Here is a 16,248-nt window from a genome sequence, read left to right on the forward strand (position 1 = left end):
GTGCGTCGTCGCGGTGAATGTTTCGTGCCGGGTCACCCCTCGCCTCCTTCGGCCGATGGGGCCGCGATCGTCCGCTTGCCGGTTGCAAGCTGGCGGCCAACCTGGCTGATGAACGCCTCGAAGCGCTGGCGGCCCTGAGCCCGTCCAACCTCGTCATTCTCCCCGAGCGGGGGTGTCACCATAAGCTGGTAGCGGATGAACAAAGCGAGGCTTTCGACCATAATGTCGATGTCGCGGCGGGCGGCTGCCAGTTCCTTCGACAGTTCATTGAGGCGCATGCGCAGCGCCGCTTCCGCCTCACTCGCGCCGCGATGGCGCAGCCATGTCCGCAACGCATCGTTGACCAATCGGCTTTTATTCCCTGCATGGCCGGTACCCATGGCATCGAGCGCATCGCCGATCTCGCGGTCGATATAGAGATTCTGGCGGATCTTGGGCGCGCGCTTCATAGCCCCAACGCCTTTTCATGGGTTGACGCGACATCGATGGCATGGCCGCGGATGACCGGCGCCATGCGCTGCGCCTGCTCCATCGCGCGCTTGTCGGAAACGACATCCTCATCCTCGATGATGGAGCGATCCATCTCCAATTCGGAATTCTGCCTGCCGGTCCGAATCTCGGTTTCAAACGCCGGATGCCGATGCTGCTCGCGCCCGCCTTCGTCGGCCGCCTTCCCCGTGACAGCTGCGGCAGCCAATGTGCCTCCCCGCTCGGCAGGCGCACTCCAATCATCTTGCCGCGACGGGGGAATGTCGGAATAGGCCTTGTCGCTCAGCAGCGGCGGCGCTCCGATACGAGCGGCGAAATTGGGATCGCTATAATAGCGCAGCTTCTTCGCGCGGATCGGCGCCATGCCGGCGACGAGGACCAGTTCCTCCTCGGTCGAAAGCTGCATGACTTCGCCGGGTGTCAGAAGCTGGCGCGCGGTTTCCTGGCGGCTGACCATGACATGGGCCAGCCACGGCGCCAGACGGTGCCCCGCATAGTTGCGCATGGCGCGTTGTTCGGTCGCCGTCCCCAGCGCATCGGATATACGCTTCGCCGTCCGATCGTCATTGGTCGCAAAGGCGATACGGACGTGGCAATTATCGAGAATGGCATTGTGCTCGCCATAGGCCTTTTCGATCTGGTTAAGGCTCTGCGCGATCAGGAAGGCCCGGATCCCGTAACCGGCCATGAAGGCAAGGCTCGTTTCGAAGAAATCCAGCCGGCCAAGCGCGGGGAACTCATCCAGCATCATGAGGAGTTGGTGCCGTTGATCTTTCCCGGCCGACTGATCGAGGCGCTCGGTCAGCCGCCGTCCGATCTGGTTGAGGATCAGCCGGATCAGCGGCTTGGTACGGCTGATGTCGGACGGCGGCACCACCAGATAAAGCGAACAGGGCTGCGTGCCCTCCATGAGATCGGCGATCCGCCAGTCGCAGCGCGACATCACTTGCGCGACAGTGGGATCGCGATAGAGGCCAAGGAAGGACATGGCGGTCGAAAGCACGCCCGATCGTTCATTCTCGCTCTTGTTCAGCAATTCCCGGGCGGCGGAGGCGACGACAGGATGGACCTGCGGATGCTCCTTGGTCCCGAGATGGTTGGCGGTCATCATGAGATGGAGCGTTGCCGCAAAGCTTCGGCGGGGATCGGAAAGAAAGGTCGCCACATGGGCGAGCGTCTTTTCCTCCTCGGCATAGAGAATATGGAGAATGGCGCCGACCAGCAGGGAATGGCTGGTCTTTTCCCAGTGGTTCCGGGTTGTCAGCGCGCCCTCGGGATCGACGAGGATATCGGCGATATTCTGGACGTCCCGGACCTCGTCCGAGCCGCGGCGAACCTCAAGCAGGGGATTGTAGCGGGCAGAGCGTGCATCTGTTGGATTGAACAGCAGGCAATGCGAGAAACGGGCGCGCCAGCCTGCCGTCAGGGTCCAGTTCTCCCCCTTGATGTCGTGAATGACCGCGGACCCGGTCCAGGACAACAGGGTCGGCACGACCAGGCCAACGCCCTTGCCCGAACGCGTGGGCGCAAAGGCCATGACATGCTCAGGCCCCTCATGACGCAGATAATGGTCGCCATGGCGGCCGAGCATGACACCGGCCGGCCGATACAGTCCCGCCCGCCGCACATCCCTGTGGCTCGCCCAGCGCGCCGAGCCGTAGGTCGTCACCTGCCGGGACTGGCGCGCGCGCCATAGCGAACCGAAGATGGCGGATGCGCAGCCGACGAACCCGCTGGCCGCGGCCAGCGCGCCTGCCTTGTCGAAGACGATCGGCGCATAAGCGTCGAAATGATACCACCAGGCGAAAAGCGACCAGGGGCGATAGATCGGAATATCGCCGAGCATGAACCAGGAGGGCCCCAGCTGGGGTTGATAGGCGAGCATCACCGCCGCCCATTGGGTGGCTGCCCATAGGCCTGCAAGCACGATGACCAGCACAATGAGAATCTGGCCGATCAGCAATTTGGTCGGGGTCACGGTTTTGCTCCCGCCCGCCGGACCAGTCCGGTTCGAGCGGGTTCAAGAATCCGCGAAAGCTTTTCAGAAGGACATGGTGCAGATCGGCCCAGATCGGCTCAATTCGGACGTCATCTACGGGTTAGGGCGATCATCGCCCGATCGATCAGGCCCCCGCGTCCACCCGAAGCTGTTCGATTCTTTCGCATGCCGATGTTTCGACGGCATCCCGCAACATGCGAACGGACCGGGCAATCGCCTCAAGATCCTCGATGCTAATGGCATACGCAGCCGAGTAACGCGCCTCGACATAGGCGCGCTTCAACAGTTCGAACAGGCGACGCTCTGCCCTTGTGCCCCGTGGCCAAGCGGAGATCAGACGCGTCTCAATGTCTTCGGCAAGGGATCGGAGAAATTTGATATTATGGGAGCGCGGAAAATACAGTGTTCGGACGAGGAGAAAGCAGATGTACAATCGTTCCGTTGCTTGGTGGAACGAGAATGCTGCATCCTTTCGCCAACCTAGGTCTTCAGATCCTTTCGCAGCCTGATCATCTGCCGTGACTAGCGCGCGGTTTGAACTGTCCATCCAACTTTGATGGTAGGCCAGCGCCATCTCATAAGCGTCCCGAGGTGTTAGCGGCTGCGGCGCTACCAAACTCGTTCCGGGGAGTTCGTAGAGGACGATTCCATCACGAGCGATATCAACCCAAAAATATTCGCCCTTCCGCAGGCCCTGATTCACTTCATCGAGCGTATGGACGATGATGTTGACCGGCCGGCGCACAGCGTCATCGTGCAGGATCTTGTCCTCGGCGACATACCAATAACCGGCGATGTCAGTGAGGTCGGCATGGCTGACGATGATCAGTAGATCGAAATCGGACTGGTAGCCATTTTCAGGTTCATCGACCCAATCCATGCGCGAATAACTCCCGAAGAGAACGATCTTCAGGATCCGCCCATTGCGCTTCCAGGACTGGCTTGCGCGAGAGGTCGCCTCGGCAAATTCGCCAAGGAGAATTTTCTGGACCCGCTCCAACTCGCCGCGCTGGATATCCGGCAGGTGATCAAGATCCGTCTTCATGTCCGGATTCTCGCGGGATTTCCTTTCCTTGGCAAGCACCTATGAACTTGTCCTGGAGAAGCGAAGCGTACACAATCATGGCACAGGGACAAGAGCAGCGCTTCCCGGCCACGGCTGTTGCATTTGCTTGCCAAGCCAAGCGCCTTTTGAACAACTTTCATGACGATTGGGAGTGATGAAGATGGCAACAGGAACCGGGGTCTTGACAGCCCATGTGCCGGTGGAACGGCCGATAAGATCGATGCCCCGGTTGCTCGCATTGAACCTTCGCGACGGTGGATCATGAAGCAGGCTCTGGCGGCATGGATCGACCAGGAGGAAGATCGGCACAAGATGACGCTTGAAGCCTTGGCAGATGTAGACGCGGGCCGGGTGATCGATCATCAGAATATTCAGGCCTGGGCTGACAGCCTTGCGACCGACAGCCCGCGGCCCTCGCCCACCGCGTAAAGATTCAGTGGATCAGCAAGGCGTCGTCGGTTCCTTTGCGCCCGCATGAGCGCCTAGGGCCGGTCGCACCTGATGCATCCTCGCGTGTCGTATCGCGAGCGGCAGTCTCCACGTAACTGACGACGGTCTTCCCAAGGTCAACTGATCGTCGGCCCGCCTCGACCCCGCCCGAAGGACCAGCTCACGCCATCTTCGCGCATCAGGCCCGACACGCTTTGCCCGACGCGCCGCTCCAGCACTGGCCGCCAGGGCACGAGCACAAAATCCCGCGACCGTTCGAGTACCGCAAAGCGCCCGGAAATGAGGTCGACGCGGCGCCTGTATATGCCCTCGAGCTTCTCGCCCTCGACGGTCTCGGCAAAGGGCAAGGCCAGTTCGTGCGACAACTGGCCCGCCACGCGCAAAAGCTCACGTCGCTGCAGGACTGCAAGCAGATCCTTGCGATAGCGGATTTCGCCTTCGCCCCGCTCGACCAGTCCCTCCTCCACCAGCCATTGCCGCCGACGCGCCAGGGCATCCGTCATGTCACGACCAAAGCCTGCATTGCGCAACTGGGGAGGATCACCATCGACCAGCGTGCGATCGAGCCAGGTCGCCGCATGGGCGGTCGCCAGGTCCGCGACACCCACGGGCGAGAGCATCTCGATCAAGAGGGGCTGGGCTGTGAGTTGCCGACGCTCGAACGCCGCCACGCGACCGAGATGGTCGGGGGCGATGACCCAACTCCCGTCGCCCGAACGCCCGGCAATATCCCCGGCACGCGCAAGCGCCTCGAGCCTGCGGACATGCGCCTCGACATAGTCCGAACGCGCGCCCGGGTCATGGAGTCGATGCGCTTCGCCATCATAGCGTCCGCCATTGCCAGCCGCGACGGCGGCGATCGTCCGATCGACCTCGCGGACGGCTGCTTCCCTCGGCCTGATGGCGACAACGGCGGGGCCTTGCTGAGGACCGTCCCCCTCGACGTGCGATGGTGGAAGCAAATCGCCGGTTTCGCCCTTGCCGATCGGCACATAATAGGTGCGTCCGTCGATGCCGTCGATCAGCAGAAAATGACGGTCCTCCAGTTCGTCGGCAAGCCCGCGCATGAGTATGCGCCCGATGAGCGGCGAGGCGCCTGCCTCGGCCGGATCATAGATAAGCTGGTCGGCGCTTGACCGCTCCAGCCGCAGCCGCGAAAATTCGCGCTGCATCGTGCGGATGATGTCTCCCCGTTCACCCATGGTGCGGAGGACAGATTCGAGATCTGGGTCAAGCCGATAGCGGCCGGTGGGCAGAGGCTCGGCCAGCCCCATACGCGCGAGATGCCCAAGCCTGCTCGCCTGCAAGTCATGTTCGAGGGGATCGCGGGCAACGGGTTTGACGATATGGTCATCGGCGATGCGGAGCAGCGAACGGTCGATCGGCGTGAACCTGTCCTGCGTGATTTCCGCGCGGCGCGAGACGAGAATTTCGCGATCGCTTCTGGGACCAAGATCGAGTTCAACGAGTTCAGCCGCACGCTCGCGCAATCCCCTGCCGATATAGTCGCGCGCAATGACAAGATTGTCGCCATGCTGATCGACACCCCGGAGCAGGATATGGCTGTGCGGATGGCCTGTATTATAATGATCGACCGCGACCCATTCGAGCCGCGTGCCGAGATCCTCTTCCATCTGTGTCATGAGACGGCGAACAAGGGGTTTGAGATCCTCATATCGATCGCCATCCTCCGGCGCGACGATGAAGCGGAACTGATGCCTGTCTCCACTGCCCTTCTCCAGAAAGGCCTTGCCGTCGGCATGGTCCTCCCCGGGACCGTAAAGCGCGCTGCGCTCACCCGCCCTATTGGTTCCGTCCCGCTGCAGATAGCGCAGATGGTCGACCGCATGGTTCCCGCCCTTGCCGCCCAGCCTCACAAGCCGCGCCTTGACGATGACACGCCGGCGCTGGAAGAACGCATTGCTTGTCCCAACGCTAAGCAGCCGGCCGATGCCAGCGCCGCGCCCATAGCGATGGCCGGAAAAACCGGCTCGTCCCTTTCGTCCTGGCCCCGCGCCGCGCGCCAGATTGGCGGCGGCGACCACCCTGCCGGCATAACGCCCCGCCTTGGGCCCACGCGACGCGCGCTGCCGTCCAAGCCGGGGCGCGAAATCCTCATCATCGGCCATCGCATGGTTCCTGCTCTGGCCCCTCTCGTAGCCAGAGTGCGGCATCTTCCGCGCCATGGGAAGCGGTGCCGCCAGAAAACCCGGAAATCCGCGCCTTTCAGATGGACTTGGCACTGGACAAGCGCCCATCCCGAAATATGGCACCAGGAAAAATGATGTGCAGACAAGAGGTTAGACGGCCTCTGGTGCCGGCACCTTTATCTTGCCTTAGGCCGCCCCCCTCCCGCTTCCCTCTGCTCTCCCCGTCACCTCTCCTCGATCGCGGCTATTTTGCTACGCGCGACTGCCTCCTAACGCCATAATCGAAACACCCGTCTTGCCGTTTCTTCCCCCTTCGTCCGCCAGGCAATTGGAGGCAACCTGGTCTCGCGATTCCTGTCTTGGTCCCGTTCGCGTTGGAGCGCCAGGTTTCGTGGACAAAGGGTATCCATTGTCGGGCAGGGACGAGAATGGCGATGCCCACACATGCCTTTCCGATCTTTTGACATCGAGCTGCGATGGGATGCCATCTCCATCTCCGGGACCAAGGCCGGAGCATTGAGCAAGGAAAGGAATTTATCTTCAAATTGGAATGATTTAGCGGCTTGCAACCTTTCGAATTCTCCGTGTAACCAATTGGCGGGGTTTACAGGGGTACAACATGAATCTGAAGAATTGCGCGTCCAAATGGGCGCTGCTCGCCAGCGCCAGTGTCATCACCGCGCTCGGTACCGGTTCGTCTGCGCAGGCCGCCTGCACCACCGCCAATGGCATCGTCACCTGCACGGGCGACAACCAGCCCTTCACCATAACCTCTGACACCCAGACGATTATTGCGCAGGACGCGACCGTTACCGGGTCCGGTCTGTCCGCGATCCGCCTGAACAGCACGCGAGCAAATCTCGTCGTCAATGGGACGGTCAGCGCTACTGGCGCTGCTGTGCTTACCATCCAGAATGGCGACCGGATTCTTAACTACGATCCCTATGCCGGAGCTGCATCGCCGAGGGGATACTATTCCTACCCCTACCTCTATCCCACCGGTCAGGCTAGGATTCTGATCGGAGAACAGGGCGTCATCAGTGGCGATACCGGTATCTGGATCGAGCGATCGAGCAACAACTATCTGGGCGGCTCCACGGCCTCGATCGACAATAGCGGCCTCATCACCGCGACCTCGGGAAGCGCGATCCGTGGTCCCTCCGGTCTTTCCGGCGTCAGCTACACATCGATCACCAACCAGGAAAGCGGGACGATCCATGGCATTGCAGCACCCATCGAAACAATCACCAATGCCGGCCTGATCGACGGCCGCGGCAATGCGGCCATCGACGTTGGCCTGCGCTATGACAGCTTCTTTGCCAGCTATGGCCTGTCATACATCATCAATAGCGGTACAATCACTTCCACTGCCGGGGCGACGATTATCGGCCAGCACAACCCGCTGTCCGTTAACAACAGCGGCCTGATCGGAAACAGCAATGGCGGCCAGTCGATCCATGCCGGATCGAACCTGTACCTGACCAATTCGGGCACGATCCAGGGCGATATCGTGGCCAGCGGCGCCAGCACGATCGACAGCACGGCAGGCACCATCGAGGGTGACGTGCTGCTGGGCGATGGCGATGACATCATCATCGCCGCGCTCGATGAGAATAACCGGCTGACGACCGGGATCACCGGTCAGATCGACGGCGGCGCTGGCACGAACGCCATTGCTCTCACTATTGCCGCCGATGCCACGCTGACCGGCGCGCCGCTGCTGCCGACCCGCTTTTCCCTGCTGCAGGCGGGCCTCTCCAATCAGGCGAAGCTTACGCTCGACACCAATTTCAGCGGCACGTCGCGCCTCTATGTCTTCGGCACGGGCACGCTACTCAACCAGGGACTGATCGATACACAAGGCCGGGCCATGGAGGCTTATGGCTCCGGCTATTCCTCGCCACTCAGCCTGCAAAATAACGGCACCATCAAGGCAAGCCTGAGGAGCGCGACCGACGCCGCCGTTTCGATCGATGGCGTATCCCTGACCAACGACGGCAGCATCGAAGCGACCGGCGGCGCGGGCGTGCTGTTGAAGTCGGGCTACGGCACGGCCCTCACCAACAACGGGACAGTCAGTGCGACCGGGAGCGTGGCCATACTCTTTGGGGGCGGCTATTCCAGCAGCGCGACGCTGGTGAACAAGGCTGGGGGCATCATTCGGGGCGATACAGCCGCCATCGCCATCCTGCCCGACAGCAGCCCCTATTCCTACGCTTCGACCACCATAACCAATGCCGGCTCGATCATCGGTCATGTCGATCTGACCGGCGCGGCCAGCACTGACCGCTTCGTCATGCAACAGGGCGGGACAGTCAGTGGCGATATTCGACTTGGCGCCGGGGATGACAGCTATATTTTCGACGGGACGATGCGGGACGATGGTTTCCTGGCCGGCATTTCCGGGGTGCTAGACGGGGGCGCCGGGACCGACCAACTGCTGGCGCGGATCAAGGATGATGCCGCGATCACGCTTGGCAATACTATCAATTTCGAAACGGTCGGGCTGGATATCGCCGAGGGCAAGCAGCTCAGCCTGGCCGGTACCACGGGCGGCGCCCAGCTCAGCCTCTACGGCAAGGGCAGCGTCGACCTGTCGCTCGATATCGCTGGCCAGAATGTAACGCTGATCAACGCCTCGGGCTACGGCTTCAACTTCCCCGGCGACAGCAGTAGCTTCTATGTCCAGACCGGCACGACGATCGTCAGCCGGGGCTCGCTCAACGCAGCCTTCGATTCCGCCTTTTATGGCGGCAGCACCGTCCAGCTGGATCAGCTCGACCGGTTCACCAATGAGGGCAGCATTAGCCTCACCCAGCCCACCAACCCCTATGGTGCGCGTGCCTCCGCTATCAGCGGCGGCAAGGAGGTCGTGAACAAGGGCGAGATCCTGCTCAACGGCGGCAGCGCCATTGCGGGCGCTCTCACCGTGACCAACAGCGGCATGATCGTCGAGGTCAGCGGCGGCGCTGCGGCGGTGGGCGTATCAAGCTTTCGCGATCTCACCAATAGCGGCACGATCCGCACTTCCGGCAGCGCGGTCTATGCCAGCGATTACAGCGCCTCGACGGTCCGCAACAGCGGCACGATCGAAAGCACCGGCACGCGGGCGATCATTGGCGGTTATGCGCCCACCGTGGTTGTCAACCACGCCGGCGGAACCATCACCGGCGGCGCGGGCCTCGAAGCCATCGCCCTTTCCGGCGGCGGCGCGGTCAGCAATGCCGGCACGATCAACGGCGATGTGAACCTCAGCTATTCTCCCTATGGCGGCGCCAGCTATGCCAGCGGTGCCTATGTGGATCGCGGCGGCACGCTGAACGGCGACCTGCTGTTTGGTGCTGGCAACGATATTTTCGTTGCCAGCAGCGACACGCTCAGCGTGAGGGGTAGCATCGACGCAGGTGATGGCGTCGACAGCTTCGTCCGTGCCTATGATGCCAGCAGGACCGTCGACCTCAATGCCTCCCCCTCGTTCCCGGGCGGGTTCGAGCGGTTCGGCGTCGGTGCCTTGGGCGAAAACACGGTCATTACGTTCACCGCCACCAATAGCTCGATCCGCAAGCATCTCACGCTGGTCGGCGACGGCGCGATCGTCAATCAAGCGGATTTCAGCACGGCCAACCCCTCGGAACAGTTGCTGACGCTGGGCTCTTCGATAGATCCGCTCAACCTTTCCGGCGCCGGCTCGACCCTGAATTTCATCAACCAAGGCAAGATCAGCGGTGCGGTCGGAGGCTATACCGCCAGCTTCACCAATGAAGGCACCATCAGCAACAGCGCCAGCGGCGTGACAGCCGTGGAACTCATTGCCAACAGCCCGGATGGCTTCACCTTCCAGAATAGCGGGACCATCGTCTCGCCCAATGGTTCGCCCTATTTTTACACTACCACAGGCGTCACCATTCAAGGCGCATCCGACAGCCAGATCATCGACAATGTCGCAATTGGCAACAGCGGAAGCATCACGGGCGGACTGTCGGCCTCGTTCCATGCGACCGAATTCAGTTTCGCCAATTACGGGACGATCGAACCGGGCCTTAACAGCTATCTCCCTTCGGTCTCGCTCTCACTCGGCCAGAGCTATTATAGCGGTACTGACACTAATGCCGACAAAGCGACGATCAGCAACGGCGGGAGCCTGACGAACGCGATCGATGCCGCAATCGCGGCCAAGGCGCTGGCTTTCAGCAACAGCGGTACGATCGGTTCATCCCTTTACGGCGCGGCCGTCTTGCTCACCCAAACGGCGCATGAGACCCGTGACATGACGCAGGGTCTCTATGGGGCAATCGATCAGGAAAGCCTGTCCTTTGCTAATAGCGGTACGTTGAACGGCAGCGCTTATCTCTATTCGAGCGCGACCGCCATTGCCGTCACCAATAGCGGGACAATCGACGCGCCAATCAGCAGCCTTGTCCAGCTGGATGACCCGGCTCTGAGGATCGAAGGCAGCAGCCAGGCCAACCAGACCGTCGCCTTCAGCAATAGCGGGCAGATCAGCACCAGCCGTCTGGGCGCTTCGGCGGTTTCAATCGAGAGTGATGCGCGATCGGCCGAGCAGCAAATGAACGGCTTTGACGCGGCCGAGGGCCCGATCGCCGGCGAACCAACCACGACGATCAACGTGACCAACAGCGGCACGCTGAGCGCTGACGGCGGTGCCAGTTATCGTCCTGCGACCACGCCGCCCTACCCTTGGTATCCTTCATTCCCGGAAAGCCTTACCCTCGCCGCCGCGCTCAGCATCGATGCCTCGAGCGGCGGCCAGTCCAGCATCACCGTGACCAATGAGGCAGGCGGGATCATCTCCGCCGTCGGTGCGACCCGCAATGCCGCCAATGCGCAAAATCCTGTGGTCGCGGGCCTGGAGAATGTCGGTTCGACCGCTTTTGTTGGCAGCGCGAATCAGATCACGCTGGTCAATGCCGGGACGATCCGCGGCCTTCAAGGCGGGATTGTGCCTGCCAGTCTGCAGGTCGATCCGACCGCATCCGACCATGATTTCGCAGGCCAGTTCCTCGCCGGCGCGATCCAGACGATCAACTCGGCTGACAACGTCACCAACCTCGCCACGGGCGTGATCACCGGCTCGGTCGATCTGGGCGTGTTGGACGACAGAATGGCCAATTACGGCACCATCAACGGCAATGTGTATCTGGGCGAAGGCAATGACCGCTTCACCCATGGCCTGGGCGCGACACTCAACGGCACTGTCGATGGCGGCACCGGCACCGACGCACTGGTCATCGACATCACTGGCGGTGGCCTGCTCAACCAGCCGACCCTCGACAAGTTCGTGAACTTCGAAGAACAGTCCATCACCGGCACCGGCACCATCACTACCGATGGCCCGCTTTCGATCGCCAGCCTTGTGCTGCGCGACGCCAACCTTACCCTGGCCGCCGGACAGACGCTCAAGACCGCAAGCGACACCAGCATCGTCTTTGCCTCCGGTACCAACAGTCTCGCCAATCTCGGCACCATCGCAGGCTCCCTGAACTTCGCAGCAGGCACGAACAGTTTTGTCAATCTGGGCAGCATTGCAGGACCCGTCACCCTTGGCGGGGGGAGCAACAGCTTCACGGTGGGTGCCGGATCCTCGGTCAGCGGGCCGGTCATCGCCAATGGCACCGACGATCTGCTGATCCTGGCGGGGGGCGGCACCGACGCGGCACCGCAGGAATCGCGCCTGTCCGGCTTCACGGGCTTCGAACGCACGCGGCAGGACAGCGGCACGCTCGCTCTGTCGGGCGACTTCACCACCGGGCAACTGACCCTTGTCGGCGGCCGCTTTATCAGCCGCACCGGATCGGTGCTCAACGCTCCCTCCATCCTGGTCAACCAAGGCGCGACCTTTGGCAGCGCGGGGACCGTCAACGGCAATATCATGGTGCAGGGCACCCTCTCCCCCGGCGCCTCTCCGGGCACGATGACGGTCAACGGCAATGTCGCGCTGGCGGGTAGCTCCACCACCCTGTTCGAGATGACGCCGACCATCAGTGATGCGCTCATCATCAATGGTACGCTCAGCATCGCGCCGGGTGCGACGCTGAAGATCACCGGCAATCGTCCGCTGACCCCTGGCGTCACCTATGAACTGATCACCGCCACCAGCGGCATTACCGGCAGCTTCGCCACCATCGACAAGGCATCCAGCGTTGTGGGCTTTGTCCGGCAGGGCGATCACAGTATCGACCTGCTGGGCCAGTTCGTGCTTGGCAGCGGCGCCAGCGGCCAGGTCACGCAGACGGTCAATTATCTGAACGACCTGCTGATCGCCGGCACCGCAACCAGCGGCATTTTGAATGCGGCGCCTTCCTTGTTGCTGGCAGATGGTACGGTCAATCAGGCAGCCGCCGCTCGCCTCAACGCGGAAAGCTATGCTTCCGCTTCGCAGATCGGCATCGAAAATGGCCTGGCCATCGCCTCGGCCCTGCGCACCGCCTCGACCAGCGCGCGGGGTGAGGAAACGGGCCTCTTCACCTTCGGCCAGACGCTCGGCGGCTGGCGCCGCCTCCCCGGCGACGCGGCGCTCGGCACCGCGCGAGCGAATATCTCGACCTATGGCGCGCTTGCCGGCATCGGTCTCGGCTCACAGACAGCCTCGCTCGGCGCGTTCGTCGGCTATATCGACGTCCGCCAGCAGATCGGTGCGCTTCAGGCCAGGACCAAGGCCGAAGGTATCATGGCCGGCGCAGTCGCGCAGGCGTCGCTTGGCCGTTTCCATGTCGCCGCCTCGTTCAGCTACGACGGCAGCAAGGCCGACACCGACCGCAGCCTGCTCAGCAGCAGCAAACTCAGCAGCCATTATCGCTTGCGCAGCTGGACGGCGGATATTTCGCTGGGCCATGCCTTCGCTCTGAACGATGGCTGGAGCTTCGAACCCGAGGTCGGCTTCACGCATGTCTCCTCGCGCCGCGGCAGCGCGAGCGAGACGGGTGATGCTGTCTGGGCACTGGATGTCCAGAGGCGGCGGACCAAGGCCAGCTTCCTGCGCGGCGCGCTCGAACTGCATGGCCCGGCCGAGGCTCGCATCAATCCATGGCTTTCCGCGGGCGTTCTGCATCAGCTGAGCGGCAACAGCAGCTTCGCGACTGCTGCCTATGCTGGCGTATCCGATGACCTGACTGTCGCGGGCGTGAGCCGCAGCAGGACGCTAGCCACGGTCGGAGCAGGCGTGAACCTGCGGGTTTCGTCGGCGGCAACCCTCTTTTTCAGCGGCAACAGCGAATTTGGAGCCGAAAGCAGCGGTCAAAACCTCACTGCGGGCCTGAGGATCCGTTTCTGAAGATCCAATATTAGCAAAGCGGTGCGCCCAACTTATCAGAGAAGGTTCACGTTCCCATGAACGATGCCGGTCTTGCCGATGCGCTTGCCGCCGATCACGGCATCTCCAAGGCTGACGCCCGCAATATGGGGATGCCGTCTTCGCCGCCATCGTCCATTCTGCCAGCAAGGGTCACGAAGTGTCCCTGAGCGGATTCGGCAAGTTCAAGGTCAGGCACAACCCGGCCCGCGAGGGCCGCAACCCCGCGACCGGTGAGACGATCCAGATCTCGGCATCAAGGCAGCCTGGTTTCACCGCAGCCAAGGCCGTCAAGGATCAGCTCAACCGCTAATGCCCCAGTCAACTGCGGTGCCGTGGTCATGCGCGGCGCCGACATTACGGCACCGAGCATCGGTCAGACGCCACCACTCAACACCCCTCCCAGCGTGCCCAGGCGACGCTAGCGCCTGCCACATCAGGCCGCGCGATCAGTCCCTGTGCCCTGCCATCACCAGCGCCCAATATGATCGCGCTGAACCAGGCGCGATGAAAGATCAGCGTCCCGCTTCGATCGGGCAATTGATCTGCTGATGTCGGAAAGGCACATCCCCAGATGCGGTCCCAGCAATCTGGGCAATCCTCAGGCCAAGGGCATGCAGGGTTCCAGGGTCTGATCCACAGCAGGCGGAATCCGGGCACAGCTCAGTCTGAAGCAATTGATGCAGCAAGATCGCGACCCGATCGGGATCAACGCCGTACCGCGAAAAGCGGGTCGGAATTCGCCCTTCCCTCGCCCGGCGCCTCTGCCTTCTCGGGTACAGGCTCTCCGGCCAGATAAATAAAAAGGGGCGGCGGATTTGCGACCGGTGAGGGTGGCGGTAACGCCGTAGGATAGGGTCCGATCAGTGATGCGAGGGTCATCATATAGGCGCGCGTTTCCGGCGGCAACGGCCGGCCTTTGATGAGAAATTGCCGATAGCGCTCGGGACCAGCATGATAGGCACCGAACAGCCCCGGATAGCCGAAGCGCTGGTTCATGGCGGCAAGATAGGCGGTGCCCGCGAGGATATTGTCATGGGGATTGTGTGGATTCTGCCCGAGCCCATGAAGCCTTCGCATGTCCGCCCAGGTTCCGGGCATCAGCTGCATGAGCCCCATGGCCCCGGCGGAGCTGGTGATGGGCTTGCCTTGCCAGACCGTGCGGCCGCCGCTCTCCGCGCGCATGACCGCCTCGACCCATAGCCGGTCGATCCCGAAACGGGCCGACGCCTCGGCTATCTCTCCGGCCCAGTCGGCAACTGGGTCGGCGTGCAGCGGCGTTGCCCAGAGGATCAGCCCCGTTGCGATCGACCGCAGGCATCGCGTCAGCCCAGCCATAGCGGGCTCGCCTTGCCGATGATGTCGGCCTCTCCCACCGGCCCGAAATAGCGGCCGTCGAAAGATGCCGGAACCTTGTCCATGAGGAGGAAATAGCGGCCGGGACGCAGACCCTCGCAGCCCTCCCACCAGGGCAAGGTCCGGCCCATGCTGTCATGCAGGAGGCGTCTGGCGACCAGCTTTCCGTCCAGCATCACCCCGTCGCCGCGCGCGCAGACGATGTCGCCCGGAACGCCGATAACGCGCTTTACCAGCGGCAAGTTCATGGGGAGATAATGCCGCCGCGCGGCAAGCAGGCGGGCCGGATAGGGCGCGCGCGCGAGCACCATGTCGCCGCGCGCGAGCCTTGCCCCCGGGTACACCAGGTAGAAACCGACCGGGGCGCTCGCAGTCGCATTCCAGACCAGGCGCGGGGATGGCGGGAAGGCAATGGTCGCCCCCAGCGCAAACGCGCCCAGCCCGATCCAGATGGCATGGCGCCGCAGGCGGCGGCGCCTTGCGCGTGCCGCGCGCAACGCCTCACCCCAGGCGAAAAGCGGGAGGTCGCGAGGCCGACTCATGCGCCTTCTCCCGACCTGTGGGCCGCCGACCAGGCATCAAGATCATCGACATGATAACGCCAGCTTCCGCCATGCATGCGGCAGAGCGGCCCCCGCCCCTGATGGCGCAAGCGCTTCAGGGTGTTGGCGGCGATCCCCAGATGAAAGGCCGCCTGCTTGGCGGTCAGATAGGGGCAGGTATTCCGCGCGACCCGGGCGCGCTCGGCCAGGTCCCGCAGTTGGGCGCCGGGCCGTTCCTTCGCATGATCTTCCATTGCTGTTTTCCTTCGCGACCCGGCCCCGGAAGGGGCATGTGGGTCAGATCGGCCCATGCTGGGGCGATCCGGCCCATCGCGGCACGGTCGGAAAATGGGGGGCGCCCTTTTCGACCCCCGTCGCGATCATCCGGTCCCGGCCGCATGGAAAGCGGCCGGGACCGGCGACGGACCATCAGTCAGCCGGATTCCAGATGATGGCGAAGGCATCCTCATCATCCTGCCCGGCGGCCCGGCCCAGATTGGCGTAGAGTCGGCGGGGTCCGAATTCCGGGGCGGCAAGGCTGAGCGATACATAGTCCTTGCCGGAGGTTTCACTGATCCGGATCCAGCCCGCCCCGATCTCAACCCCCGACGCCAGGACGCGATAGTCGGGCTGGGTACTGCCATTCTTGTGGCTGTTGGGGATGATCTCGACATCGGTGCGAATCGAGAGGGTGCGAAGCTGGCCCTTGAAGCCATTTCCGTTGCGGGTGACATAACCGATTGCAGCCATTTTCTGTCTCCTGTCGTGTGCCCGCGAACCATTTCCGGGCGACAGCAGGCCAGGAGGGCCGGGCCGCAAAGGCCTCACGCACCGCAGGCCGAAGCGTCAGCGAAGGACCGGCCGGCCAGCCTTATTTGGTCCGCGAG

Annotated in this window: 10 protein-coding genes and 1 pseudogene; 3 read left to right on the forward strand and 8 right to left on the reverse strand. The window is 62.7% G+C overall.

Annotated elements, in window-relative coordinates; translation table 11 throughout:
• Nucleotides 1-32 precede the first annotated feature (32 nt).
• From TZ53_RS02080 to TZ53_RS02090, 3 genes are all read right to left on the reverse strand, one after another.
• Nucleotides 33-449 carry a hypothetical protein gene (locus TZ53_RS02080; protein ID WP_025549557.1) on the reverse strand — a complete coding sequence of 139 codons (417 nt, stop codon included), beginning with the start codon at nucleotides 447-449 and terminating at the stop codon, nucleotides 33-35.
• Nucleotides 446-2,467, reverse strand: a complete 2,022-nt coding sequence (locus tag TZ53_RS02085; RefSeq protein ID WP_044660270.1) for a conjugal transfer protein TraG — start codon at nucleotides 2,465-2,467, stop codon at nucleotides 446-448. Before TZ53_RS02085 ends, TZ53_RS02080 begins: the two co-directional genes overlap by 4 nt.
• Before the next feature lie 145 nt (nucleotides 2,468-2,612).
• Nucleotides 2,613-3,533 carry a HEPN domain-containing protein gene (locus TZ53_RS02090; RefSeq protein WP_044660271.1) on the reverse strand — a complete coding sequence of 307 codons (921 nt, stop codon included), beginning with the start codon at nucleotides 3,531-3,533 and terminating at the stop codon, nucleotides 2,613-2,615.
• A gap of 282 nt (nucleotides 3,534-3,815) precedes the next feature.
• Between TZ53_RS02090 and TZ53_RS27425 the strand changes: the two genes are divergently transcribed.
• Nucleotides 3,816-3,983, forward strand: coding sequence for a CopG family ribbon-helix-helix protein (locus TZ53_RS27425; protein ID WP_226870308.1), 168 nt, complete (start codon nucleotides 3,816-3,818; stop codon nucleotides 3,981-3,983).
• A gap of 137 nt (nucleotides 3,984-4,120) precedes the next feature.
• On the opposite strand, the gene rlxS is transcribed toward TZ53_RS27425, so the two are convergent.
• Nucleotides 4,121-6,133: a relaxase/mobilization nuclease RlxS gene (gene rlxS, locus TZ53_RS02100; protein ID WP_044660272.1), complete on the reverse strand. Its 2,013-nt coding sequence runs from the start codon at nucleotides 6,131-6,133 to the stop codon at nucleotides 4,121-4,123.
• Nucleotides 6,134-6,773: 640 nt separating this feature from the next.
• Between rlxS and TZ53_RS02105 the strand changes: the two genes are divergently transcribed.
• Nucleotides 6,774-13,445, forward strand: a complete 6,672-nt coding sequence (locus tag TZ53_RS02105) for an autotransporter outer membrane beta-barrel domain-containing protein (RefSeq protein WP_044660273.1) — start codon at nucleotides 6,774-6,776, stop codon at nucleotides 13,443-13,445.
• A 56-nt stretch (nucleotides 13,446-13,501) separates the two neighbouring features.
• Nucleotides 13,502-13,776 (forward strand): annotated as a pseudogene (locus TZ53_RS02110) (HU family DNA-binding protein).
• A 395-nt stretch (nucleotides 13,777-14,171) separates the two neighbouring features.
• Here TZ53_RS02110 and TZ53_RS02115 read toward each other — a convergent pair.
• From TZ53_RS02115 to TZ53_RS02130, 4 genes are all read right to left on the reverse strand, one after another.
• Nucleotides 14,172-14,801, reverse strand: a complete 630-nt coding sequence (locus TZ53_RS02115) for a lytic transglycosylase domain-containing protein (RefSeq protein ID WP_044660274.1) — start codon at nucleotides 14,799-14,801, stop codon at nucleotides 14,172-14,174.
• Nucleotides 14,789-15,361 carry a S26 family signal peptidase gene (locus TZ53_RS02120; RefSeq protein ID WP_044660275.1) on the reverse strand — a complete coding sequence of 191 codons (573 nt, stop codon included), beginning with the start codon at nucleotides 15,359-15,361 and terminating at the stop codon, nucleotides 14,789-14,791. Before TZ53_RS02120 ends, TZ53_RS02115 begins: the two co-directional genes overlap by 13 nt.
• The gene (locus tag TZ53_RS02125; RefSeq protein ID WP_044660276.1) at nucleotides 15,358-15,615 is read right to left on the reverse strand and encodes a helix-turn-helix domain-containing protein; all 258 of its coding nucleotides are present in this window, start codon (nucleotides 15,613-15,615) and stop codon (nucleotides 15,358-15,360) included. Before TZ53_RS02125 ends, TZ53_RS02120 begins: the two co-directional genes overlap by 4 nt.
• 175 nt (nucleotides 15,616-15,790) lie before the next feature.
• The gene (locus tag TZ53_RS02130; protein ID WP_013041108.1) at nucleotides 15,791-16,111 is read right to left on the reverse strand and encodes a DUF736 domain-containing protein; all 321 of its coding nucleotides are present in this window, start codon (nucleotides 16,109-16,111) and stop codon (nucleotides 15,791-15,793) included.
• Nucleotides 16,112-16,248 lie beyond the last annotated feature (137 nt).

This window comes from Sphingobium sp. YBL2 (assembly GCF_000943805.1).
Taxonomy (GTDB): Bacteria; Pseudomonadota; Alphaproteobacteria; order Sphingomonadales; family Sphingomonadaceae; genus Sphingobium; species Sphingobium fuliginis.